The sequence below is a fragment of the Micromonospora sp. DSM 43699 genome, assembly GCF_055517075.1.
Map to the genome: position 1 here is coordinate 20,682 of NZ_JBTMMT010000039.1, position 19,876 is coordinate 40,557.

General features: G+C 74.2%; 18 protein-coding genes, 1 tRNA gene and 1 pseudogene. 12 read left to right on the forward strand and 8 right to left on the reverse strand.

The genetic code is table 11. The features are described from left to right. Window positions 1–66: 66 nt before the first annotated feature. Window positions 67–1,542, reverse strand: a complete 1,476-nt coding sequence (locus tag AC0AIB_RS19165; protein WP_465097183.1) for an MFS transporter — start codon at window positions 1,540–1,542, stop codon at window positions 67–69. 91 nt (window positions 1,543–1,633) lie between these two features. Beyond that, a complete protein-coding gene (locus AC0AIB_RS19170) occupies window positions 1,634–1,870 on the reverse strand; it encodes a hypothetical protein (RefSeq protein ID WP_328347146.1) in 237 nt (78 codons plus the stop codon). A gap of 130 nt (window positions 1,871–2,000) precedes the next feature. Here AC0AIB_RS19170 and AC0AIB_RS19175 point away from each other — a divergent pair, with 130 nt between their 5' ends. Continuing rightward, window positions 2,001–3,149, forward strand: a complete 1,149-nt coding sequence (locus tag AC0AIB_RS19175) for a geranylgeranyl reductase family protein (RefSeq protein ID WP_328347144.1) — start codon at window positions 2,001–2,003, stop codon at window positions 3,147–3,149. A 28-nt stretch (window positions 3,150–3,177) separates the two neighbouring features. Here AC0AIB_RS19175 and AC0AIB_RS19180 read toward each other — a convergent pair whose 3' ends face one another. After that, on the reverse strand, window positions 3,178–4,212 hold the full coding sequence (locus tag AC0AIB_RS19180) for an NAD(P)-dependent alcohol dehydrogenase (RefSeq protein WP_465097184.1): 1,035 nt from the start codon (window positions 4,210–4,212) through the stop codon (window positions 3,178–3,180). 79 nt (window positions 4,213–4,291) lie between these two features. On the opposite strand from AC0AIB_RS19180, the gene AC0AIB_RS19185 reads away from it, so the two are divergent. After that, the gene (locus AC0AIB_RS19185) at window positions 4,292–4,477 is read left to right on the forward strand and encodes a hypothetical protein (protein WP_328347140.1); all 186 of its coding nucleotides are present in this window, start codon (window positions 4,292–4,294) and stop codon (window positions 4,475–4,477) included. 59 nt (window positions 4,478–4,536) lie between these two features. Here the strand turns inward: AC0AIB_RS19185 and AC0AIB_RS19190 are convergent, their stop codons facing one another. Beyond that, the gene (locus AC0AIB_RS19190; protein WP_328347137.1) at window positions 4,537–6,339 is read right to left on the reverse strand and encodes a bifunctional metallophosphatase/5'-nucleotidase; all 1,803 of its coding nucleotides are present in this window, start codon (window positions 6,337–6,339) and stop codon (window positions 4,537–4,539) included. A 271-nt stretch (window positions 6,340–6,610) separates the two neighbouring features. Here AC0AIB_RS19190 and AC0AIB_RS19195 point away from each other — a divergent pair, with 271 nt between their 5' ends. Further along, complete coding sequence (locus tag AC0AIB_RS19195) at window positions 6,611–7,513, forward strand: SDR family oxidoreductase (RefSeq protein ID WP_465097185.1); 903 nt, start codon at window positions 6,611–6,613, stop codon at window positions 7,511–7,513. A 68-nt stretch (window positions 7,514–7,581) separates the two neighbouring features. Here AC0AIB_RS19195 and AC0AIB_RS19200 read toward each other — a convergent pair whose 3' ends face one another. Together AC0AIB_RS19200 and AC0AIB_RS19205 are read right to left on the reverse strand one after the other, a co-directional pair. Beyond that, the gene (locus AC0AIB_RS19200; protein ID WP_465097186.1) at window positions 7,582–8,235 is read right to left on the reverse strand and encodes a nucleotidyl transferase AbiEii/AbiGii toxin family protein; all 654 of its coding nucleotides are present in this window, start codon (window positions 8,233–8,235) and stop codon (window positions 7,582–7,584) included. After that, window positions 8,232–8,561, reverse strand: a complete 330-nt coding sequence (locus AC0AIB_RS19205) for a hypothetical protein (RefSeq protein WP_328347131.1) — start codon at window positions 8,559–8,561, stop codon at window positions 8,232–8,234. Before AC0AIB_RS19205 ends, AC0AIB_RS19200 begins: the two co-directional genes overlap by 4 nt. Before the next feature lie 394 nt (window positions 8,562–8,955). Between AC0AIB_RS19205 and fdh the strand changes: the two are divergent. The 8 genes and pseudogenes from fdh to AC0AIB_RS19245 form a co-directional block, all read left to right on the forward strand. Beyond that, window positions 8,956–12,195: pseudogene (gene fdh / locus AC0AIB_RS19210) on the forward strand (formate dehydrogenase); the annotation flags it as partial. Window positions 12,196–12,253: 58 nt separating this feature from the next. Beyond that, the gene (locus AC0AIB_RS19215; protein ID WP_465097187.1) at window positions 12,254–13,402 is read left to right on the forward strand and encodes a 4Fe-4S dicluster domain-containing protein; all 1,149 of its coding nucleotides are present in this window, start codon (window positions 12,254–12,256) and stop codon (window positions 13,400–13,402) included. A gap of 227 nt (window positions 13,403–13,629) precedes the next feature. Then, the gene (nrfD, locus tag AC0AIB_RS19220; RefSeq protein WP_465097195.1) at window positions 13,630–14,574 is read left to right on the forward strand and encodes an NrfD/PsrC family molybdoenzyme membrane anchor subunit; all 945 of its coding nucleotides are present in this window, start codon (window positions 13,630–13,632) and stop codon (window positions 14,572–14,574) included. A 45-nt stretch (window positions 14,575–14,619) separates the two neighbouring features. Next, window positions 14,620–14,715, forward strand: a tRNA-Sec gene (locus tag AC0AIB_RS19225). 22 nt (window positions 14,716–14,737) lie between these two features. Continuing rightward, window positions 14,738–16,036 carry an L-seryl-tRNA(Sec) selenium transferase gene (selA, locus tag AC0AIB_RS19230; RefSeq protein ID WP_328347123.1) on the forward strand — a complete coding sequence of 433 codons (1,299 nt, stop codon included), beginning with the start codon at window positions 14,738–14,740 and terminating at the stop codon, window positions 16,034–16,036. Window position 16,037: 1 nt separating this feature from the next. Beyond that, the gene (gene selB / locus AC0AIB_RS19235) at window positions 16,038–17,798 is read left to right on the forward strand and encodes a selenocysteine-specific translation elongation factor (RefSeq protein WP_328347121.1); all 1,761 of its coding nucleotides are present in this window, start codon (window positions 16,038–16,040) and stop codon (window positions 17,796–17,798) included. An 87-nt stretch (window positions 17,799–17,885) separates the two neighbouring features. Next, window positions 17,886–18,083: a hypothetical protein gene (locus AC0AIB_RS19240; RefSeq protein WP_091240450.1), complete on the forward strand. Its 198-nt coding sequence runs from the start codon at window positions 17,886–17,888 to the stop codon at window positions 18,081–18,083. Window positions 18,084–18,227: 144 nt separating this feature from the next. Beyond that, window positions 18,228–18,404: a hypothetical protein gene (locus tag AC0AIB_RS19245; RefSeq protein ID WP_328347116.1), complete on the forward strand. Its 177-nt coding sequence runs from the start codon at window positions 18,228–18,230 to the stop codon at window positions 18,402–18,404. A gap of 54 nt (window positions 18,405–18,458) precedes the next feature. Here the strand turns inward: AC0AIB_RS19245 and AC0AIB_RS19250 are convergent, their stop codons facing one another. Then, window positions 18,459–19,115 carry a hypothetical protein gene (locus AC0AIB_RS19250; protein ID WP_465097188.1) on the reverse strand — a complete coding sequence of 219 codons (657 nt, stop codon included), beginning with the start codon at window positions 19,113–19,115 and terminating at the stop codon, window positions 18,459–18,461. A 140-nt stretch (window positions 19,116–19,255) separates the two neighbouring features. On the opposite strand from AC0AIB_RS19250, the gene AC0AIB_RS19255 reads away from it, so the two are divergent. Beyond that, window positions 19,256–19,456 carry a hypothetical protein gene (locus AC0AIB_RS19255; RefSeq protein ID WP_328347112.1) on the forward strand — a complete coding sequence of 67 codons (201 nt, stop codon included), beginning with the start codon at window positions 19,256–19,258 and terminating at the stop codon, window positions 19,454–19,456. A 139-nt stretch (window positions 19,457–19,595) separates the two neighbouring features. On the opposite strand, the gene AC0AIB_RS19260 is transcribed toward AC0AIB_RS19255, so the two are convergent. Further along, the gene (locus tag AC0AIB_RS19260) at window positions 19,596–19,805 is read right to left on the reverse strand and encodes a phosphatidylethanolamine-binding protein (protein WP_328347110.1); all 210 of its coding nucleotides are present in this window, start codon (window positions 19,803–19,805) and stop codon (window positions 19,596–19,598) included. Window positions 19,806–19,876 lie beyond the last annotated feature (71 nt).

The following is a 19,876-nucleotide window of genomic DNA, read 5'->3' on the forward strand; positions in this document are numbered from 1 at the left end:
CGTCCGCAGCCCCGTACGGTGAGTGTTCGCCGACGGTTCCCCTGCGGTTGGCGGTGGACGGCCCGCTCAGCGGCGGTGGGCGGCACGGTGGTTGAGGGCGATGTCGACCACCGCGGCGACCAGGGCCAGCGTGACGATGCCGATGGCCAGCAGCAGGGAGTGCCGGAACGCGGCCGACCACTGGCCGTCGGTGCTGGCCAGCGAGGAGAAGAACAGCGCGCCGACGGCGGCGATGCCGGCGGCCGAGCCGATCCGCTGCCCGGTCTGCAACATCCCGGCGGCGCTGCCCGCCTGCGGCACCGGCACCTCGGAGAGGGTCAACGTCTGGTTCGGGGTGATCACCAGACCGCTGCCGAGCCCGGCGAACAGCAGCGGCACCGCGGTGAGCAGCGGGATCGAGCCGTGCGGGTTGCCGCGCAGCACGAAGACCACCCCGGCCAGCCCGACCAGCACCAGGACCAGCCCGATGGCGACCAGCGGGCGGCCGAACCGGGTGACCAGCCGGCCGCCGAGGGCGGCGGCGAGCGCCGAACCGAGGGCGAACGGGGTGATCGCCAGGCCGGCGGTCAGCGCCCGGTAGCCCAGGCCGTTCTGCAGGTAGAGGGTGAAGATGAAGAAGATCGCGGTGAACCCGCCGAAGTAGATGAGCGCGATCACCGCGCCGATGGTGTAGGACCGCAACCGGAAAAGCCCCAGGTCGAACAGGGGTGTCCGGGTGCGTCCGTAGTGGCGTTCCCACAGGCCGAAGGCGGCCAGCAGGGCCAGCCCGGCCGGGATCAGCGCCCACTTCCATGCGCTGGCCCACTGTTCCCGCTGCACCAGGGGCAGCAGCAGGAACGTCACGCCGACCCCGAGCAGCAGCACCCCGACCGGGTCGAGCCGGTGCCGGTCGAGCCGGCCGGCGGCCCGGGTGGGCAGCAGCCGCCAGCCGAGCAGCACCGCGACCACCCCCACCGGCACGTTGACGAAGAACACCCACCGCCAGCCGTGGTCCTCACCGCCGAGCTGGATGAGCAGGCCGCCCAGCAGCGGGCCGACGGCGGTGGAGATGCCGATGGTCGCGCCGAGCAGGCCGAACGCGCGGCCCCGCTCCGCGCCCCGGAACAGTTGCTGGATCAGGCCGGTCACCTGGGGGTTGACCACCCCGGCGGCGACGCCCTGGAGCAGTCGGGCGGTGACCAGCCAACCGGGGGACTGGGCGAGCCCGGCCAGCGCGCTGGTGACGGTGAACAGGGCGACCCCGACCACGAAGGCGTTGCGCCGGCCCCGGGCGTCGCCGAACCGACCGGCGGGCACCAGGACCAGCCCGAAGGTCAGCGCGTACCCGGACAGCACCCACTGCAGGTCGCTCGGGCTGGCCTGCAACGACCGGTCCATCGAAGGGATGGCGACGTTGACGATGCTGACGTCCAGCAGCGTCATGAACGCCGCGACCAGACCGACCCCGAGGGCCTGCCAACGGCGTCGGTCGTCCGGCGAGTTCACCACGGCACGGCGGTCGGGCGTGTCGTGGCTCTCGGATGTGGCATCGCGGTCGGGCATGGACCGATGATCGGGCATGCCGCAGCGCTACCCGGCGACCGACGGGGCAAACCGCCGATCGGGCCGGCTGCGGGGCGGGGCGGACCGGCGCTCACGCCGGCTGGCGGGCGCACCAGCGGGGGCCGAAGTCCAGCCCGGCCAGCGGCGAGTCCTCCCGGTGCAGCAGACCCTTCTCGGTGAGCAGACGCAGCGGGGCGTGCACGTCCTGCTCGGTCAGCCCGGCCTCCTCGGCGATCAGGTCCGGGTACGGCACCTGACCGCGCGTCTCCAGCACGGTCACCGCCTCGTAGACGCGTACCTCGGCCTCCGACAGACGTACCTGCTGCATGATCCCCTCCTTGCGGTGGCCCGGCCGACCGGTCGGGTGGCCCGGCTTACCCGCTGGTGGCCCGACAATGCCTGCCGGGTGGGCCTGCCGGATGGGCCTGTGGGCGGGCCGGTGCCCTAGGCTGGCCGGCATGATCAGCTGGGATCTCGTCGTCGTCGGCGCCGGGCCGGCCGGGCTCAGCGCGGCCCGGGAGGCCGCGACGGCCGGCGTGCGGACGCTGGTGCTGGACCGGGCCGTGCACCCCCGCTACAAGACCTGCGGAGGCGGCCTGATCGGCACCTCGCTGTCGGCGGTGGCGGGCCGGATCGAGGTGCCCGCGCACGACCGGGTCGACCGGGTGACCTTCACCCGGGACGGGCGGCGGGGCTTCACCCGACGGCACGGCACACCGCTGGTGACCATGGTGCGCCGCGACGAGTTCGACGACCGGCTGCGCGCGGCGGCGGTGTCCGCCGGGGCCGAGGTCCGTGGGGGCGTCGCCGTCCGCGCCCTCGACCAGGACCCCGACGGGGTACGCGTACGGCTGGCCGACGGCACCGCCGTGACCGCCCGTACGGTGATCGGGGCGGACGGCTCCGCCGGGGTGACCGCCCGGCACGTGGGGGTCCGCTACGGTCAGGTGGACCTGGGCCTGGAACGGGAGCTTCCGGTGTCACCGGCGCAGGCGGCCCGGTGGCGGGGACGGCTGCTGTTGGACTGGGGCCCGTTCCCCGGCGCGTACGGCTGGGTCTTCCCCAAGGGCGACCGGCTCACCGTCGGCGTGATCGGCGCCCGGGGTGAGGGCGACCGGACCCGGGCCTACCTGCGGGACCTCCTCGACCGGCTGGGCCTGGCCGGGGTGACCGCCGAGCACGACTCCGGGCACCTGACCCGCTGCCGGGTCGACGACGCGCCGCTGCGGCACGGCCGGGTGCTGGTGGCCGGGGACGCCGCCGGCCTGCTGGAGCCGTGGACCCGGGAGGGGATCAGCTACGCCCTGCGCTCCGGGACGCTGGCCGGTGCGGCGGTAGCCGCCGGTGACCTGGACCGCTACCCCCGGGACGTGCACGAGCGCCTGGTGCCGTCGATGCGCGCCGGCCGTCGGTTGCTGGAGATCTTCGCCCGTCGCCCCGAGGTGTGCCACGCCTTCCTTGCTACCCCGGTCGGCTGGGCGATGTTCGTCCGCTTCTGCCAGGGCCGGTCGAGTTTCGACCGGACCCTGGACCGGGGGTCGGTGCGGGCGGCGCTGGCCCTGCTGGACCGGCTGGCCAGCCGGCGCGCCCACCTCGCCGGCCGCTGACCCCGACCGCCCGGCGGGGCCACCGACGTCAGGGCACGATCACCGCACGGCCGTGGATGTCGCCGGCCCGCAGCAGGTCGTACGCCTCCGGGGCGCGGTCCAGTGGAAAGGTCTGCACGTCGGCGGTGAGCAGCCCGGCCCGACCGAGGGCGATCACCTCCTGGAGTTCCGCCCGGGTGCCCCAGAACGGGACCTCGACGCTGGTCTCCAGCGGCACCGTGGGCGGTTCGTCGGCGACCGGCCGCACCGGCAGGGTGCCGCCGGCCAGCCCCACCAGCAGCAGCCGCCCGCCGGTGGCGACGACGTTGCGGGCGGTGGTGAGGGTGACGTCCGCCCCGACGCAGTCGACGACCACGTCGGCGCCGTCCGGTGCGGGGCCGACGAGTTCCCGGATCCGGTCGACAGTGTCCGGGCCGGCCGGCAGCACGTGGTGCGCGCCCACCCGGGTCGCCAGGTCCAGGGCGGCGACGTCGCTGTCCACCGCGATGATCCGCACGGCGGTGGTCGCGGCCAGGATCTGCACCGCCATGTGCCCCAGCCCGCCGATGCCGATCACCACGCAGGACGTCCCGGGCCGCAGTGCCGGCCGGGCCAGCTCGATCGCGTGGTACGGGGTCAGCCCGGCGTCGGTCAGCGGCGCCGCCTGTGTCAACTCCAGGTCGCCGACGGGCAGCAGCCGGGAGGCGGGCACCAGCACGTGCTCGGCCAGCCCACCGTCACGGCTGAGCCCGACGCCACCGACCGGCACCTTCCGGCACTGGTTCTCCCGGCCACGCAGGCAGCCCCGACAGGAGCCGCAGCCGATGATCCCGTAGACGGCCACCCGGTCCCCGGCGGACCACCCGGTGACCCCGTCGCCGACGGTGTTCACGGTGCCGGCGATCTCGTGCCCGAGGGTGAGCGGGGTGGGGAAGGTCCCCGGCGGGGCGTCGAGGATGTGCAGGTCGGAGTGGCAGGCCCCGACCGCGCCGACGCGTACCCGCACCTCACCGGGGCCGGGCGTGGGGGTCGGGACCTCGACCTGTTCGAGCACCCCGGGAGCGGTCATCCGTACCGCGCGCATGGTCTCGTCCTCTCGTCGCCGACGGTTCCGCGCGCTTACCCCTCCCACCGGCCTTGATGCCGGGCGCACACTACGAGTCATGAGCGAACCCACCGCACCGTTCACCGACGAGCAGCACGCGTTCCTGCGGCACGTGCGCTTCGGCGAGCTGCCGCCGCCGGTACGCCCCGAGGACCGGGGGGCGTCGACCGAGACCGAGCCACCCCGCTTCAGTCCCGACCCGACCCCCGGCCAGTACGAGCAGGACTCGCGCGCGGGCGGCTGATCGGGCGACGGACCGGGCCGGGTGGGCGCGGCACCCACCCGGCCCGGCCGCCCGTGCGCTCAGAAGACCGGCACGCCGGCGCGGACCAGCCGCCAGTTCGGCACGAAGAAGTCGGCCGGGTCGATCGTCCCCTTCGCCTGCGCCCAGTCGATGAGCAGCTGGCGGATCTCCTGCTGCGCGTTGTACACCTGGGTCTTGACGATGCCGGGGAAGTTGCCGCCGCCGCTGCGCCGGTAGTTGTTCACCGCGACGACGAACCGGGCGTCGGCGGCGACCGGGGTGTCGGTGCCCGGCAGCACCAGCCGGGTGATCCGCTGGCCGACCGGCCGGGAGACGTCGATGTCGTAGTCGAGCCCCGAGATCACGTCGTAGTTGTAGTCCGGGACCGCCGGGTCGCTGACGGTCGCCGGGTCGACCGGCGCGCCGACCGGCAGGGTGGTGAAGTACTTCGCCGAGAACTCCAGGTACGCCTTCACCTCGGCACCGGTGAGCACCACCGCCTCCAGGGTGTTGTCGTAGACGTACAACCCGGCGACGTCCCGGATGCGCACGTCGCCCTGCGGGAAGACGGCGGTACGGCTGAACGGCGCGGCGATCGACAGCACCGGCAGCGACCCGTACGCGCCGCCGGCGAGGGCGGCGGTGACCACCTCGGTCTGGACGTGGTTGATGAAGTCCAGGATCGGGGTGTCCCGGTAGCGGGATTCGGCGGCGGACAGCTCCTGCGCGGACCGGGCGACCACCGTGTTGACGTAGCCGACCGTCTTGGCGTGCTGGCCCCGGACGGCGGCGAGCACCCGGGGGTCCTCGGCCACCGTGTTGGTGTCGAGCATGGTGGCGCCCTTGCCGACGACCTTCCAGCGGCCCCGCTCCCGGGTCAGGGTGAAGTCCATCCGGGTCAGCCGCTGGCCCCACTTCGACGGTTCGGCGGTGAGGACCTGTGCCCCGGTGGCGGTGTTGGTGACGAACTTCTGCACCACCTCGTTGTGCGCGTGGCCGAAGAGGATCGCGTCGATGCCGGGGACCTGCTGGGCGATCAGCGCCACCGGGTTCTCGTTGGGCAGTTCCGGGCCGTAGCTGGAGGTGCCGCTGTCGCCACCGTGGGCGGAGACGACGACCAGGTCCGCGCCCCGGGCCCGCATGATCGGCACCCATGTGGCGGCGGTCTCCACCATGCCCGGGAAGACCAGCCTGCCCTCGACGTTGCCCCTGTCCCAGATGGCCACCCCGGGGTTGGTCAGGCCGAGGATGCCCACCGTCAGCGTCGGCGCTCCGGGCCCGCCGAGCCGCACCCGCTTGAGCACGTACGGCCGGAACGCCGGCTTGCCGGTCTTCGCGTTCACCGCGTTCGCGGCCAGCGCGGGGAAGCCCAGCTGGTCGATCCAGGTCGCCAGCAGCGGCAACCCGTAGTTGAACTCGTGGTTGCCGAGGGTGACCGCGTCGTACCGGAGGATGTTCATGGCGCGGGCCATCGGGTGCGTCTCGCCGGTGACGGTGATCGGCTCCTGCTTGGCGTAGTACGTGGCCAGCGGGGTGCCCTGGATGGTGTCCCCGGCGTCGAGGACCAGGGTGGCCCGGCCCCGGCGCTCGGCGCGGATCTGGTTGACCAGGGTGGCCAGCTTGGCGATGCCGACGTCGTTGTGTCTGCTGTCGTCGAACTCGGCGTCGCGGTAGTAGTCCCAGTTGTAGACGTTGCCGTGGGTGTCCGAGGTGCCCAGCACGGTCAGGTCCCAGGTCCGCGGCCCCTTCGGGGGCTTCCGTTCGGCCGCGCGGGCGGGTTCGCCGGCGATCAGCGGGGCGGTCGCCGCAGCGGCGGCGACGGCCAGCACCTGGCGGCGCGAGGCGTCGGGGAAGGAGGTCATGAGGGTGCCCTTCGATGGGGGTGGATGCGCCTCGTGGGCGCCGCTGCGCACCATAACGACAAGCGGCCGCTCCTGCCACAGTGGCCGGAACTGTTCACCGCGCCGACCCCGCAGGCCACCTTCCCGCCATCGCGGCGACCCCGCCTGCGGGTGTTTCCGGCCCGGCGGTCGGCTTGTTTCCGGCCTGGCCGTCGGGCTTGTTTCCGGCTCGGCCGTCGGGGTAGGTGAGCCTTGGACCCAGAACGGACGAAACCAGGCAGGGAGCCGCACGGTGAGCCAGGACCAGTACACCCCCCAGGACCCGACCGAGCAGTACGGCCACCAGGACGGTCAGCCGGTCCAGCAGCAGTCGGTGCCCGGCCGGACCGACGAGATGGGCCCCGAGCCCGACCACGGCGAGACGTCGTACCGGGGCAGCGACCGGTTGACCGGCAAGCGGGCCCTGATCACCGGTGGCGACTCGGGCATCGGCCGGGCGGTGGCGATCGCCTTCGCCCGGGAGGGTGCCGACGTGGTCGTGTCCTACCTCAGCGAGGAGGAGGACGCCGACGCCCGGGAGACGGTGCGGCTGATCGAGGAGGCCGGCCGGCGGGGTGTCGCGGTACGCACCGACCTGACCGACGAGCAGCACTGCCGTGACCTGGTCGACCGGACCGTGACCGACCTCGGCGGGCTGGACATCCTGGTCAACAACGCGGCCTACCAGATGGCCCAGGACGACGGCATCACGTCGATCAGCACCGAGCAGTTCGACCGGGTGATGAAGACCAACCTGTACGCCATGTTCTGGCTCTGCCGCAGCGCCGTCCCGCACCTGAAGGAGGGCGCGACGATCATCAACACCACCTCCATCCAGGCGTTCGACCCGTCGCCGCCGCTGCTGGACTACGCCACCACCAAGGCGGGCATCGCCAACTTCACCAAGGGCCTCGCCGCGCAGCTCGCCGACCGGGGGATCCGGGTCAACGCGGTCGCGCCCGGTCCGATCTGGACGCCGCTGATCCCGGCGACCATGCCGCCGGAGAAGGTGAAGCAGTTCGGCACCGACACCCCGATGGGCCGGGCCGGGCAGCCCGCCGAGTTGGCCCCCGCGTACGTCTTCTTCGCCTCCCAGGAGTCCAGCTACGTCACCGGGGAGATCCTCGGCGTCACCGGTGGCCGCTTCACCAAGTGAGCGCGCGGGTCCACCGGCCGGCGCCCGGGTCCGGCCCGGCCGGTGGACCCGGCAGGATGGGGCGGGATTCAGCGGGGCCAGCCGGTCAGCCGGTGCCGCACCTGGGCGATCTGCGCCGGGTCCAGGCCGTAGCGGGCGAGTCGCCGGTCCGGCAGCCGGTCCAGGTAGCGGCCGGCGGCCCGGACGTCCTCGTCCTCCAGCGCCGGGTCCACCTGCCGGGCCAGCGCCAGTAGCTCGTCGACCGGGTAGTGGGCCAGCGCGGCGGCCACGTCGATGTAGTCGCGGGCCTCCCGCCTGTTGACCAGGGCGGCGGTCTTGTTGGCGAGCAGGTCGCGGACGTCCATCACCGGGCCGAGGTCCATCACGACAGGTGAGCGGTACCTGTCGAGCCGGGCCAGGGTGAGCCGGATCCGCCTGTCGTCCCGGCCGACCACGAAGTCCCTGATGTCCCGGTCGAAGCCCTCGAACAGATCACCGAGGTCGCTGTCCGGGTCGGCCACCGCGACGGTGTACCCGGCCCGCTCCAGCGCCGTCCGCACCTCTTCCGCCGCCGCCTCGGCGGCCCCCTCCACGTCGGCGAACAGGTCGACGTCCTCGGTGGGGCGGGTGACCAGGCCGTGCGCCGCCCAGGCCACCCCGCCGCCCAGCACGAACCGGTGCGGCCCGGCCGCGGTCAGGGCGACCCGGGCCACCTCCCGGTAGAAGTCGTGCAGGTGGGTCACGCGGTACGCAGACCCCGGTGCCGGCTCTCCCAGGCCTGCCGTACCCCCCGGGGCAGGTTGAGCCGCCGCCACACCCGACGCAGGGTGCGCCCGTCGATGAGCGCCCGCAGGTCGTCGGCCCGGGTGGTCTCCCGTAGCACGTTCTCGTACAGCCAGAGCAGATCGTCCGGTTCGGCCAGGTCGAAGGTCCGCTCGCTGCTCCACATCAACCGGACCGGCAGCTCCACCAGCCCACCGGTGGGGCCGGTCAGCTCGGCGAGGGTACGCGCCACCACCACCGGGCGGCCCGGTCGGGCCAGGTGGGTGGTCGCCAGGGTGGCCTGCATGGTGTCAGGGTAACGCCGGTGCGACCAGCTCAGGTACGTGCCTTTCCCGACCCGCCGATCTTTTGGCGTCTGCCCACCGTTGCGGCTCCGCGCGGAAGGGGGCGGTGAAGCGCCGGGCGAGGTATCCTGGTGACCGGAGCGTCGGTGTGTCCAGTGTCCCCGGGCCTCACCTGAATTGCCGTCGCGGAGTTCCGTTCGGCTGGAGCCGCGTTGCGCCACGCGCCGAGAGGCGACATGCACACCGGCGCTCTGCCACCGCCCCCGACCCCGCCAGGTCGGGGGCGGTGCCGTCTGTCGCGGAAAGATCCTCGCGCTCCGCTCGCGGACCACGCCGCGCTGGCCTATGTTCAGGGGGTCGGCCGTGTGACGGATCATGCCGGGAAGGGGGAGCGCAGTGGGTTTGCGTACCTTCATCGCCGGCTGGCCGGTCTACCGCCAGCTCACCGGCACCGACCCGCTGGGCCGGGGCGCGGCGGCGCAGTCCGACCGTTCCGCCGAGCTGACCGCCCGCACCGAGACCGCCGACCGGGTGGCCCGCTCGGTCTGCCCTTACTGCGCGGTCGGCTGCGGGCAGCGGGTGTTCGTCACCGACGACCGGGTCACCCAGATCGAGGGCGACCCGGACAGCCCGATCTCCCGGGGCCGGCTCTGCCCGAAGGGTTCGGCCAGCAAGAGCCTGGTCACCAGCCCGCTGCGGCAGACCACGGTCCGCTACCGCCGACCGTATGCCACCGACTGGGAGGACCTCGACCTCGACACCGCGCTGGACATGATCGCCGACCGGATCCTCGCCGCCCGCGAGCAGACCTGGGAGGACGTCGACAGCGAGGGCCGGCCGCTGCACCGCACGCTGGGCATCTCCAGCCTCGGCGGGGCGACGCTGGACAACGAGGAGAACTACCTCATCAAGAAGCTGTTCACCGCGATGGGGGCCCTCCAGATCGAGAACCAGGCCCGGATTTGACACTCCGCCACCGTCCCCGGTCTGGGGGCCAGCTTCGGTCGCGGTGGCGCGACGGACTTCCAACAGGACGTCGCCAACGCTGACGTCATCGTCATCCAGGGTTCGAACATGGCCGAGGCCCACCCGGTGGGCTTCCAGTGGGTCATGGAGGCCAAGCGCCGCGGCGCGAAGGTCTTTCACGTCGATCCCCGGTTCACCCGCACCAGCGCGGTGGTCGACACCTATCTGCCGATCCGGGCGGGCACCGACATCGCCCTGCTCGGTGGCGTCGTGCGCTACATCCTGGACAACGAACTGGATTTCCGGGAGTACGTGCTGGCGTACACCAACGCGGCGACGATCGTCAGCGAACAGTTCGTCGACACCGAGGACGGCGACGGCCTGTTCTCCGGCTACGACCCGAAGACCGACAGCTACGTGCAGACCAGCTGGCAGTACGCCGGGCACGAGCAGGACTCCGGCAGCGGGCACACCGCCAAGGAACGCGACAGCGCGGCAGGTCTGCTCCACGAGTCGCACGGCGCGGGGGTGCACGGCCAGGCGGAGCGGGACGAGACCCTCCAGCATCCGCGCTGCGTCTACCAGATCCTGCGCCGGCACTTCGCCCGCTACACCCCGGAGATGGTCGAGCGGGTCTGCGGCATCCCCCGGGAGAAGTTCCTGGAACTGGCGCGGGCCTGGACGGAGAACTCGGGCCGGGAACGCACCGGCGCGCTGATCTACTCGGTGGGTTGGACCCAGCACAGCGTCGGCGTGCAGTACATCCGCACCGGGGCGATCATCCAGTTGCTGCTGGGCAACATGGGCCGGCCGGGCGGTGGCATCCTGGCGCTGCGCGGGCACGCCAGCATCCAGGGCTCGACCGACATCCCCACCCTGTTCAACCTGCTGCCGGGCTACCTGCCGATGCCGCACCACGCCGACCACCCGACCTTCGACGACTGGGTGGACAGCATCTGCCACCCCGGGCAGAAGGGCTTCTGGGGCAACGCGCGGGCGTACGCGGCGAGCCTGCTCAAGGCGTACTGGGGGGACGCGGCGACCCCGGAGAACGACTTCTGCTACGAGCACCTGCCCCGGATGACCGGCGACCACGGCACCTACCAGCAGGTGCTGAACATGATCGACGGCAAGATCAAGGGGTACTTCCTGCTCGGTCAGAACCCGGCGGTCGGCTCGGCGCACGGGCGGGCGCAGCGCCTCGGCATGGCCAACCTGGACTGGCTGGTCGTCCGCGACCTGTTCATGATCGAGAGCGCCACCTTCTGGAAGAACGGCCCGGAGGTGGCCACCGGCGAGATCGTGCCGCAGGAGTGCCGTACCGAGGTGTTCTTCCTGCCGGCCGCGTCGCACGTGGAGAAGGAGGGCACCTTCACCCAGACCCAGCGGCTGGTGCAGTGGCGGGAGAAGGCCGTCGAACCGCCGGGCGACGCCCGCTCCGAGCTGTGGTTCTTCTACCACCTGGGGCGGCGGCTGCGGGAGAAGCTGGCCGGTTCCGCCCACCGGCGCGACCGCGCCCTGCTCGACCTGGCCTGGGACTACCCCACGCACGGCCCGCTGGCCGAACCGAGCGCCGAGGCGGTGCTGCGCGAGATCAACGGGTACGACGTGTCCACCGGCCGCCCACTCGCCTCGTTCGCCGAGGCGAAGGACGACGGGTCCACGGCGGTGGGCTGCTGGATCTACACCGGCGTCTACGCCGACGGGGTCAACCAGGCCGCCCGGCGCAGGTCCCGGCACGAGCAGGACTGGGTCGCCGCCGAGTGGGGCTGGGCGTGGCCGGCGAACCGGCGCATCCTCTACAACCGGGCGTCGGCCGACCCGCAGGGCCGACCGTGGAGCGAGCGCAAGAAGTACGTCTGGTGGGATCCGCAGGCCGGCGAGTGGACCGGCTACGACGTGCCGGACTTCGAGAAGACCAAGCCGCCGACGTACCGGCCGCCAGAGGGCGCGTCGGGTACCGAGGCGTTGGCCGGGGACGACCCGTTCGTCATGCAGGCCGATGGCAAGGGCTGGCTGTACGCCCCGAGCGGGGTGCTCGACGGTCCGCTGCCGACGCACTACGAGCCGGCAGAGTCGCCGATGCGCAACCCGCTCTACGGTCAGCAGGCCAACCCGACGCGGAAGGTCTACGCCCACCCGGTGAACTCGGTGAACCCGAGCCCGCCACAGGAGCACAGCGCCGTCTTCCCGTACGTGTTCACGGTCAGCCGGCTCACCGAACACCACACCGCCGGCGCGATGAGCCGCACCGTGCGACCGCTTGCGGAGCTGCAACCGGAGATGTTCGTGGAGGTGTCCCCGGAGTTGGCCGCCGAGGCGGGGCTGACCCACCTGGGGTGGGCGCACCTGGTCAGCGGTCGGGCGGTGATCGAGGCGAAGGTGCTTGTCACCGACCGGCTCACCCCGTTGCGGGTGGACGGCCGGGTGATCCACCAGCTCTGGTTGCCGTACCACTTCGGGTACGAGGGCCTGGTCACCGGCGACTCGGCCAACGACCTGTTCGGCATCACCCTGGACCCGAACGTGCTCATCCAGGAGAGCAAGGTCGGCACCTGTGACATCCTTCCGGGGCGGCGGCCGACCGGCCCACCGCTGCGGGACCTGGTCGAGGACTACCGTCGACGGGCCGGGATCGTCCCCGGTGAACGCCCGCCGACGGTGACGACCCGGGTCCGCCGGCCGGCGGGTCCCAGTGACGACGGGCCACGGGAGAAGGGCGCCGACCATGCCTGACGGCAACAGTCTCTACGGTCCGCTCGATCCGGCCCCGGACGCGGGCTGGACGTCTGCCGGCCCCCGGATGGGGTTCTTCACCGACACCAGCGTCTGCATCGGCTGCAAGGCCTGCGAGGTGGCCTGCAAGGAGTGGAACGCCGTCCCGGAGTCCGGCTTCGACCTGCTCGGCATGTCGTACGACAACACCGGCGCGCTGACCGCGAACTCCTGGCGGCACGTGGCCTTCGTCGAGCAGCCGGTGCCGGCCGGTCACCGCAGCGCGCCGTTCGCCGGGAATCCGACGGGCGGGGCGGCGAGCGCCGCGTCGGCGGCGGTCGCCGCCGGCACCGGCAGCGCCAGCGGCACCGACCCGGGCGTCCCCCCGGGCAGCGCCGACGCCGCTGCCCGGATGGCCACTGCCACCACTGCCACGGCCCCGACCACCGCCGGGCCGGGCGGCACCGCCCCGACCACCGCCCCGGGCGGCACAGGCGGCGTGCCTGCGGGCGGGGCCGTCGGCACGGGAACCCAGTTCCTCGGGATGCCCGGGGCCGTCCCGCCGGGCCGGGGGACCGGTGTCGAGACCCGCACCGACTTCCGCTGGCTGATGATGTCGGACGTCTGCAAGCACTGCACCCACGCCGCCTGCCTGGACGTCTGCCCCACCGGGTCGCTGTTCCGCACCGAGTTCGGCACCGTCGTGGTGCAGGAGGACATCTGCAACGGCTGCGGCTACTGCATCTCGGCCTGCCCCTACGGGGTGATCGACCAGCGTAAGGGCGACGGCCGAGCGTGGAAGTGCACGCTGTGCTACGACCGGCTCGGCGCCGGCATGACGCCGGCGTGCGCCCAGGCCTGCCCGACCGAGTCCATCCAGTACGGTCCCCTCGACGAGCTGCGGGAGCGGGCCGCCCAGCGGGTCAGCGCGCTGCACGACCGGGGCGTGCCGGAGGCCCGACTGTATGGCCACGACCCGACCGACGGCGTCGGCGGCGACGGCGCGTTCTTCCTGCTCCTCGACGAGCCCGAGGTGTACGGCCTGCCGCCGGACCCGGTGGTCACCACCCGGGATCTGCCGAGGATGTGGCGGCGGGCCGGGCTGGCCGCGCTGGCCATGACGGCGGCGGCCGTCGCCGCGTTCGTCGGAGGGGCCTCGTGACCGCGGGCCGGGTCCCGCTGGGGCAGCGGTTCCGGGGCTTCCGCGAGCGGCTGGCGGCCGACGGTGTCCTCCAGCCGGTGCGGTCCTCGGCACGGCTCGGCCACGGGTCGAAGGTCGGTGCCGGCCCGGCCGGAGGGCCGGCCGACACCCCGGTCGTCGTACCGCCCCGTGACGTTCCGCCTGTCGACAGGCGGCGGCGCGGACGGGGTCGGCGGGGCGGCGAGGAGCTGCGGGTCCCGGAGGCGGAGTTCACCTCCTACTACGGCCGGCCGATCCTCAAGGCCCCGGTGTGGCGGTGGGACATCGCGGCCTACCTGTTCACCGGTGGGCTGGCCGCGGGTTCGTCGCTGCTGGCCGCCGGGGGGCAGCTCACCGGCCGGCCGGCGTTGCGGCGGGCCGGCCGGGTCACCGCGTTGGGTGCGGTCACCGCGAGCGCGTACTTCCTGGTCAACGATCTGGGGCGGCCTTCACGGTTCCACCACATGCTGCGGGTGGCGAAGCCGACCTCGCCGATGTCGGTGGGCACCTGGATCCTCACCGCCTACGGCCCGGCCGCCGGGCTCGCCGCCGTCGCCGAGGGGGCACCACTGCTGCCGGAGCGCGGCGTGTCCGGGCTGGCCCGTCGACTGCTGCCCCCGGCCGGGCAGGTCGCCGGGTTGGCCGCCGCCGCCGTCGCGCCGGCGCTGGCCACGTACACCGGTGTGCTGCTGGCCGGGACGGCGGTGCCGTCCTGGCACGAGGCGTACCCGGAGCTGCCGACCATCTTCGCGGGCAGCGCGCTGGCCAGCGGCGCCGGCGTCGGGCTGCTCGCCGCGCCCTGCGCGCAGGCCGGGCCGGCCCGGCGGATGGCGGTGGCCGGGGCGGCGCTGGAGCTGTGGGGCGCCCACTCGGTGGAGACCCGGCTGGGCCTGCTCAGCGAGCCCTACCGGGAGGGCACGGCGGGTCGGCTGCTGCGTGCCGGTCGGCTGCTCACCGCCGCCGGGGTGGTCGGGGCGCTTGTCGGTCGGCGCAGCCGGGCGTTGTCGGCGCTGGCCGGCACGGCGCTGCTGGCCGCCTCGGTGGCCACCCGGTTCGGCATCTTCCACGGCGGGGTGGCCTCGGCGCGGGACCCGAAGTACACGGTGCTGCCGCAGCGGGAACGGATCCGTCGCCGCGAGGCCGGGCAGGTCTGACACCTCGCCGCGCCGCCGGGACGGCCCTGTGGTTGACTCGGAGGCGGAGGCGTTCAGGCGGCTGGTGCCCCTCCCAGCCTTCAAAGCTGGTGTGGTCCGGGATCCGGGCCAGGCGGGTTCGATTCCCGTCCGTCTCCGCCAACCACCGGGGGAGTTGACACGCATGGGCGAGGCGTCGACGGATCCGCGACGGCGGGTGCCCCGTACCGACGTCCTGCTGGCCGACCCGAGGTTGGCCGCCGCGACGGCCGCCCTCGGCCGCGCGCGGGTCAAGGTCGCCGTCGCCCACGCCCAGCAGCGGGCCCGGCACGGTGAGATCACCCCCGACGAGGTACGCGACGCCGCCCTCGCCGCGCTGCCCGCCCCGGATCCGCGCGCGGTGCTCAACGCCACCGGCGTGGTGCTGCACACCAACCTCGGCCGGGCCGCGCTGTCCGCCGCCGCCGTCGACGCGCTGGTCGCCGCCGCCGGCTGCACCGACGTGGAGCTGGACCTGGAAACCGGTCGGCGGGCCCGCCGCGGACGCGACGCGCTGGACGCGCTGGCCGCCGCGGTGCCCGACGCCGCCGCCGTGCACGTGGTCAACAACGGCGCGGCGGCCCTGGTGCTCGCGGCGACCGCCTTGGCGGCCGGGCGGGAGATCGTGGTCAGCCGGGGTGAGCTGGTGGAGATCGGCGACGGGTTCCGCCTGCCCGACCTGCTGGCCAGCACCGGCGCCCGCCTGCGGGAGGTGGGCACGACCAACCGCACCACCCGCGACGACTATGCCGCAGCCGTCGGGCCGCAGACCGGCTTCGTGCTCAAGGTGCACCCGTCCAACTTCGTGGTCACCGGCTTCACCTCGGCCGTCGACGTCGGAGAGTTGGCCACCCTCGGCGTGCCGGTGGTGGTCGACATCGGCTCCGGCCTGCTCACCGCCGACCCGCTGTTGCCCGCCGAGCCGGATGCCGCGGGCACCCTGCGGGCCGGTGCGCACCTGGTCACCGCCAGCGGCGACAAGCTCCTCGGCGGCCCGCAGGCCGGGCTGCTGCTCGGCGACGCCGACCTGGTCGACCGGTTGCGTCGGCACCCGCTGGCCCGGGCGCTGCGGGTGGACAAGCTGACCCTCGCCGCGTTGACGGCCACCCTGCGCGGGCCGGACACCCCGACCCGGTCCGCCCTGCACGCCGACCCGGTCGTGTTGCGGGACCGCTGCGAACGGCTGCGCGACGCCCTCGGGGTCGAGGGCCGCAAGGCCGAGGTGGTGCCCAGCGTCGCCGTGGTCGGTGGGGGCGGGGCACCCGGCGTCGAGCTGGACTCCTGGGCGCTGAGCCTGCCCGAGCGGTACGCCGCACCGTTGCGCCGGGGCGATCCGCCGGTGCTCGGCCGGGTGGTGCGGGGCCGGCTCCTGCTGGACGTGCGCTGCGTCCCCGCCGACGCCGACGGCGCGCTGTGCGACGCGGTGCTGCGGGTGGCCGACTGAGATGCACGTCGTCGCCACCGCCGGGCACGTCGACCACGGCAAGTCCACGCTGGTCCGGGCGTTGACCGGGATGGAGCCGGACCGGTGGGCGGAGGAACGCCGCCGGGGGATGACCATCGACCTGGGCTTCGCCTGGACCGCCCTGCCCACCGGCGACACGATCGCCTTCGTCGACGTGCCGGGGCACGAGCGTTTCGTGCCGAACATGCTCGCCGGGGTGGGTCCGGTGCCGGCGGCGCTGGTCGTCGTCGCCGCCGACGAGGGGTGGATGCCGCAGTCGGCCGAGCACCTGGCCGCCCTGCACGCCCTGGGGGTGTCCCACGGGCTGTTGGTGGTGACCCGGGCGGACCTGGCCGACCCCGGACCGGCGTCGGCGCAGGCCCGGGCGGAGATCGCCGCCACGTCGCTCGGCCCGGTGGAGTCGGTGCCGGTCAGTGCCGTCACCGGTGCCGGCCTGCCCGACCTGCGCGCCGCCCTGGGCCGGCTGGTCGGTCGGTTGCCCGCGCCGGAGACCGACCGGCCGGTGCGGCTGTGGATCGACCGGGCGTTCACCATCCGGGGCAGCGGCACGGTGGTCACCGGCACCCTCGGCGGTGGCAGCCTGCGCGTCGGCGACCAGTTGGAGGTCGCCGGCAGCGCCGAACCGGTCCGGGTCCGTGGCCTGCACCGCCTCGGCGTGGCCGAGCAGCGGGTCGCGGCGGTGGCCCGGGTGGCGGTGAACCTGCGCGGGGTGCCTCGGGACCGGCTCGGTCGGGGCGACGCGCTGCTCACCCCCGACGCGTTCCACCGGACCGGCCTGCTCGACGTGCGGCTGGCCGGTGACCCGGCCGGTGACCTGCCGGCCACGCTGACCCTGCACGTCGGCTCGGCGGCCGTGCCGGCCCGGGTCCGGCCGCTCGGCGGGGACACCCTGCGGCTGCGGTTGGCCCGTCCGTTGCCGCTGCTGGTCGGGGACCGGGCGCTGCTGCGCGATCCGGGGCGGCACCACGTCTGCGGTGGGGTGACCGTGCTGGACGTGGCGCCGCCGCCGCTGACCCGGCGGGGCGCCGCCGCCGCCCGCGCCGCCGTCCTCGTCGACCTGGACGGGCGTCCGGACCTGGCCGGCGAGCTGCGCCGCCGCCGGCTCGTCCGGGCCACCGACCTGACCCGGATGGGGATCACCGGTGACGCCGTCCCGGTCGCCGGGGAATGGCTGGCCGACCCCGGGCACTGGCGGCAGCTGGGGGTACGGCTGGTCGAGGAGGTCACCGCCTGGGCTGCCGCGCACCCCCTGGAGCCGGGCGCCCCGGTGGAGGCGCTGCGGCAGCGGCTCGGCCTGCCCGACCGGGCGCTGGTCGAGGCGTTGGTCCGGTCGCCGTTGACGCTACGGGCCGGCCGGATCGGCGTCGGTGACACCGGCGGGCTGCCCGAGCCGGTGGCCCGGGCGGTCGACCGGGTCCGCCGTGAGTACGCCGCCCACCCGTTCCGCGCGCCGGAGGCCGACCGGCTGGCCGCGCTGGGCCTCGGGCCCCGGGAGGTCGGTGCCGCCGTCCGGGCCGGGGCGCTACTGCGGCTGGCGGAGAACGTGGTGCTGCTGCCCGACGCGGCCGACGACGCGGTACGGGTGCTCGCCCGGCTGCCGCAACCGTTCACCCTCAGCGCCGCCCGGCAGGCCCTGGACACCACCCGGCGGGTGGCGGTGCCGCTGTTGGAGCTGCTGGACCGGCGCGGGCTGACCCGCCGGCTGCCCGACGACGCCCGCGAGGTGACCGGCTCCGGTTGACCGGCCGAGGCGTCGTGCCGGGGCGACCGGTCGGGGCGCGCTGGTGAACCGTCCTCCCGCCGGCTCCCGGTCGCCTACCGTGACGCCATGGACCCTTCGGCGGTCTGGCGGGACCGGAACCACCGCTGGCGGATCGAGGCCTACCGCGCGCCGGACCTGCGGTTCGCCATCTTCGCCACCAACGGACCCACCGAGTCCGCGCCGTTGTGGTTGTTCGGCATGGCGGCGCTGGCCCGCTGGTTGATGACCCACGCGATCTCCCTGGACGACCTGGAGACCGACTGACCCGGGCAGGAGAGCGGTTGATCCGGATCGGCGGCCTGCCGCCCCTCGTCCAGCCCGGCGTCGCCCGGACGAGGGAAGCGTGTCCGATACGTCTACTTCGGTCGTGTTGCTGCTCGTACCGTGCGGGGCGTGAAGGATCGAGGGATGCGGACGTTCCTGGCGGTGCTCGCCGGTCTCGCGGTGATCTACTTCGGGGTGACCGGGCGTAGCTCCACCGAGGAGGGCGGCGGGGTCTCCGGTGGGGTGGTGTTGCTGGCCCTGCTGGCCGCCCTGCTGGTGTGGCACCTGACCAAGCCGGCGGGCAACAAACCGGTCGACTGAGCCGTCGGTCGATCCGGCGGAGCGGCGCGACCACGGCCCGGGTCAGCTCACCTCTCAGCGGGTCGCGGCGGCGGCCCGGGTCACCTCGCCGGCCGACTCCTCGCCGAGGGCCACCCGCACCAGCGCCGACGCCAGCCGACCGAAGTCCGGCTCGGCGACCAGCCCGGCCAGCCCGTGCGGGTCGGCCGGCAGACCGAGCCGTTCCGCCCCGGCCAGGGTGCGCCGGTCGGCGTACGGGCGCACGTCCGGCCAGACCGTCTGCGCCTCCCGCAGGAAGATGTCCGCCCCGGTCGGGCCGATGCCGGGGAACCCGGTCAGCCCCCGCCGCAGCGCCGCCGGCTCGCCCCCGGTCTCCCGGTGCAACCGCCGCAGGTCACCGTGCCAGCGGTCCAGACACAGTCGGGCGCCCGTGCCCAGCATCGTGGCGGTCCGCTCGTCGTAGCGGCGGTAGTGGCCGCGACCCAACGCGTCCACCCGGTCCTGCCAGCGTGACGCCTCCATCGCCTGCGGCGTACGCCAGCCGGCGGCGAACAGCTCCCGGGCGGCGGCCACCGCCACCTGGGCCCGGATTCGGGTGCTCAGCAGCGTGGTGAGCACCAGCAGTTGATAGAGCGGACCGGGCCGGTCGGCCAGCGTGATGCCGGCCTCCTCGGCGTAGGTGCGGCCGTGCCGCTCCAGCAACGTCCGGGCCACCCGTCGGTCGTTCCCCATCTCCCGGTACTACCCGTCCTGCCGCACCTCAGCCCTGCACCCGGGGGCGGAATGCCCCGGGGCCGCATGCGTCAGGCGGTGGCGGGTAACCGGCTGGCGGGCGCGGAGGGCCGTGCCCGTCCATCCGGAAGGAGACACCCGTGACGAACGTGCAGCAGCCCGAGATGCGTCGCAACGGGAACAACCCGACCGTGCAGGACAGCAAGGGCCCAGGTGTGACGGGCCATCCCGCGAACCGGGGCACCTCGCCGGGTGACCGGGGCCGACCGACGCCCCGTGGCCAGGCCTCCCCGTACGGTCCGGGCCAGCAGCGCGCCGACGACCACAGCGACCGGGGCTGACCACCGCCCGGTGGTGTCCGCCGCCGGGCTACCGGCCGCGTCCGTCGTGCCGCCCCACCCGGACCACCCCGGCCGGGCGGCACGACGCGGGCACCCCGCCGCCGGACCGGGTCGGGCGTCGGCGGGGTGCCCGCGTGCCTCACTTCGGGTCGCCGGGTTCGCGTTCGCCCTTGGGGCCGTAGGTCCGTTCGCCCCGGACCACGCCACGCTGGCCCCGGTCGTCCTGGAGGATCCGGTTGGCCACCTGGTTGGCTTCCTGGTCGGAGGCGCGTCCCGACTGCTCGACCAGGTCACGCAGCCGTGCCCGTTCCTTGTCGTACGCGTTGCTTCCTGGCCGTGGTCCTGGCATCGCCGCCTCCTCGGTCCGTCCTCGCCTGCGGTACCCGCGCCGACTACCCTTCCTCCGTCCGGCCAACCGCG

Coding starts and splice junctions, on each gene's coding strand:
- AC0AIB_RS19170 (WP_328347146.1), bottom strand. CDS start 1,870: ATGCAGCAGGTACGTCTGTCGGAGGCCGAGGTACGCGTCTACGAGGCG.
- AC0AIB_RS19185 (WP_328347140.1), top strand. CDS start 4,292: ATGAGCGAACCCACCGCACCGTTCACCGACGAGCAGCACGCGTTCCTG.
- AC0AIB_RS19180 (WP_465097184.1), bottom strand. CDS start 4,212: ATGCGCGCGGTACGGATGACCGCTCCCGGGGTGCTCGAACAGGTCGAG.
- AC0AIB_RS19260 (WP_328347110.1), bottom strand. CDS start 19,805: ATGCCAGGACCACGGCCAGGAAGCAACGCGTACGACAAGGAACGGGCA.
- selA (WP_328347123.1), top strand. CDS start 14,738: ATGGGCGAGGCGTCGACGGATCCGCGACGGCGGGTGCCCCGTACCGAC.
- AC0AIB_RS19165 (WP_465097183.1), bottom strand. CDS start 1,542: ATGCCCGACCGCGATGCCACATCCGAGAGCCACGACACGCCCGACCGC.
- AC0AIB_RS19240 (WP_091240450.1), top strand. CDS start 17,886: ATGGACCCTTCGGCGGTCTGGCGGGACCGGAACCACCGCTGGCGGATC.
- AC0AIB_RS19250 (WP_465097188.1), bottom strand. CDS start 19,115: ATGGGGAACGACCGACGGGTGGCCCGGACGTTGCTGGAGCGGCACGGC.
- selB (WP_328347121.1), top strand. CDS start 16,038: ATGCACGTCGTCGCCACCGCCGGGCACGTCGACCACGGCAAGTCCACG.
- AC0AIB_RS19190 (WP_328347137.1), bottom strand. CDS start 6,339: ATGACCTCCTTCCCCGACGCCTCGCGCCGCCAGGTGCTGGCCGTCGCC.
- AC0AIB_RS19175 (WP_328347144.1), top strand. CDS start 2,001: ATGATCAGCTGGGATCTCGTCGTCGTCGGCGCCGGGCCGGCCGGGCTC.
- AC0AIB_RS19215 (WP_465097187.1), top strand. CDS start 12,254: ATGCCTGACGGCAACAGTCTCTACGGTCCGCTCGATCCGGCCCCGGAC.
- AC0AIB_RS19245 (WP_328347116.1), top strand. CDS start 18,228: ATGCGGACGTTCCTGGCGGTGCTCGCCGGTCTCGCGGTGATCTACTTC.
- AC0AIB_RS19205 (WP_328347131.1), bottom strand. CDS start 8,561: ATGCAGGCCACCCTGGCGACCACCCACCTGGCCCGACCGGGCCGCCCG.